General features: G+C 43.8%; 2 protein-coding genes. Both read right to left on the reverse strand.

From position 1 onward, the window contains the following. Positions 1-439 precede the first annotated feature (439 nt). Positions 440-2,002: a lysine decarboxylation/transport transcriptional activator CadC gene (cadC, locus tag CAG68_RS19165; RefSeq protein ID WP_005382530.1), complete on the reverse strand. Its 1,563-nt coding sequence runs from the start codon at positions 2,000-2,002 to the stop codon at positions 440-442. 163 nt (positions 2,003-2,165) lie between these two features. Beyond that, positions 2,166-2,564 carry a Zn(2+)-responsive transcriptional regulator gene (gene zntR / locus CAG68_RS19170; RefSeq protein WP_005382529.1) on the reverse strand — a complete coding sequence of 133 codons (399 nt, stop codon included), beginning with the start codon at positions 2,562-2,564 and terminating at the stop codon, positions 2,166-2,168. Positions 2,565-2,706: the final 142 nt, after the last annotated feature.

Raw genomic sequence — 2,706 nt, forward strand, 5'->3', positions numbered from 1 at the left:
AAACATCAAACCTTCTACCGATAGATAAACTCTCATCAACTCGTTGGTCATCGCGATAAAAGTTATCAACCTCTATCAACTTCCCCATCCCGAAGGGTTAATTCCCTGAAGTGTTGATTCCATAAATCTCTCCCTGATCGCGCTTCTTGACCCAAGTCAATATTCATCTCGCATGCAAGAAGGCACCAAAATCATTCTCGCCACATAACTAATCCAGACACTTCATACAATCAATAGAGATAGAGATAGAGATAGAGATAGAGATAGAGATAGAGATAGAGAAGCAAAGCGGGTATGTATTCCCGTTGCAAGCTTGCGTTGTTAGCTCCTTCGTAAGTCATTGCCCCACCGCCCCACCCTTTTCACTTTTCGACAGCGACAAAAAAGCCCCTCATCGAAATGAGGGGCTAGCATTAGGCTGACGTTGAGTCCGAGAGAATTAAAGCATTCGAACGACAGAAGGGTGAACGGCGCGATACATGGCGTAATCAATCGCCTTCATGTTACTTGGGAAGACCAAGTTTTCGCACAGCAGGTACGTCTCAACCGACGTATCAATATAGAAAGCTTCACTGTAAGACTCACTGGCTAAATCCAGATCACCATCCAATTCGGCGTGCTTACCGCGAATCACATAGGAAAGCACTGAATCACGTAACCTCAATGCCTGTCCGAGATGCCGCTTGGCTAACGCCATGTCACCAATGATGGTTTCGTGCAGTGCTAAAGCTTCATAAATTCGCGGTTGAATTGGCCCCACCATCATTTTCACATTAGTCTCTAGTGCTTCACTGAGCTGCTGCATTCGCCCTTTCTTCAACTCCTGTGAGAAATCAAGAGCCTTTTGTACATGGTAAGCAATCAACAACTCAGCTTGAACGTAAGCATTATCCGGCTCGATTTCTAAAATGTTTTCCATCAAGTCGATACCTTGGCGGAATTGTTTAGTATCAGAGACATTAAGGTAATGGTTAGCCTGAACAAACAACTCCAACGCGTCGGGATTCATTGGCATTCCCGCCACCAGCATCGTAGATTTCAATTTGGCATCCGATACTTTCAGCACTTGCATCAAATCCAACGATGCTTGTTGAAGCACTGTCTTTAAATGACTACTGGTTAACGCGTATTGACGACTAAACAACACTTTTTCAGATGAGTTATTGCGATATTCCACCTCTAAAAAGCTGCCACCGTCATTCTCACGAACTCTCACCACAACCGATTTACCAGGCACAATGCCAGAAGTAAACGACGCCTTCTTTAGCATGACTCGGTAATCACTGACTTGAGCAATGTCGGACATCAACTTTTGGGCGAATCCGTCTGCCAAATCGTAGCTTAATCCTTCATTCGTAAAATTATCTTGAAACTTGAACTCAATCAGATGGGTATCGATGGCTTGGGTAATACGCACTTCCGATTGCTTGTAGGTAAACACGCCCATCACTACGACCAACATACTGATCCAGATGAAGTTCATAATTCCCAATCGCCAAGGACTGATTTTGTTTTTGCTCTGAGGTGCTTTTTTCTCTTTTGACATCTCGCAGACCGCGCGAGTTAGAGGACCGGCAGGAAAGGTAACGGCTGGTGCTATAGGTAGACAATCCTCTTCCGATTCTTCAACCGAAGGTGGGATCTCTTCATTTTGCCGACTTGTGACAAACTCTTCATGCGTCATAGTAACCACGTTCGCTACCAGCTTATAGCCACGCTTGGGCACCGTGATAACGTAGTTGGTATTTTCCTCTCGACCGTCACGTAGTAGCTTACGCAACTCAAAGATGGATTGAGTCACCACTTGATCGGTCACAATCGCTCCAGCCCAAACGTACTGAATCAATTCCTCGCGGTTGAACACCTCATTCGCATGCTCCGCTAAGAAGTGCAAAAGATTAATTAAGCGTGGCTCAACAGTAACTTCCCTATCTTGTCGATACAGCTTATTTTCATCAACGCTCAAAACCCAGTCATTGATTTGAAAATAGACTCCAACCATGTATGAAAACTCTCGTATCTACAGACAGCGTTACGCTAGGAATCAGACAATGGTCGATTCCTACAAGTAACTAAAGGCAAGATTATAGGTGGGAAAGCAGCGTGTACCTAGAAAAGCAAGTCGCCAAAAATGCAAACTTAAGTTAAGTGATGCAAGAATGAGACTACTCAAGTGCTGCGAGGATAGAGCAATGTGTGGCGTCATCGTCTGTATGACCACAACAAGCATCATTAATCTTCTTTAACGCTCGGCGAATTTTCGTCAGCTCGTTAATTTTCCCATCAATCAGCTCTAACTTAGCAGAAGTAATGGCTTTTACCTCTGCACAGCTGTGTTCTGTCGCTTCTAACTTAATTTCTAACAGGTCTTTAATTTCATCCAGACTCAAGCCAAGATCTTTACCTTTGAGGATAAAGTGCACCTGCTTTTGATTCTCTTCATCATACAAGCGGTAGCCTGATTCGCTTCGCCCTGCGGGTTTTATTAGCGCGTTTTTCTCGTAGAAACGCAATGTATCGGCAGTCACACCACAACGTTTTGCCAGTTCACCTATCTGAAACATAACTTTCCCTATTAACTATCTCGTTACTTTTAAAGCTAAAGAACGACTTTTTTGCAATTATTTTTGAGATGCCAAACGATTGCGCGAGCTTTTTTGTAATAAATTGGTTAGAATACGCGCCATCAAATGTGGAGACTGTTTT

Source organism: Vibrio sp. V42_P2S4T144, from assembly GCF_009904715.1.
GTDB lineage: Bacteria > Pseudomonadota > Gammaproteobacteria > Enterobacterales > Vibrionaceae > Vibrio > Vibrio alginolyticus.

Bases quoted from the DNA above. Each gene is read 5' to 3' on its own strand.
- cadC (WP_005382530.1), bottom strand. From the start codon at position 2,002: ATGGTTGGAGTCTATTTTCAAATCAATGACTGGGTTTTGAGCGTTGAT.
- zntR (WP_005382529.1), bottom strand. From the start codon at position 2,564: ATGTTTCAGATAGGTGAACTGGCAAAACGTTGTGGTGTGACTGCCGAT.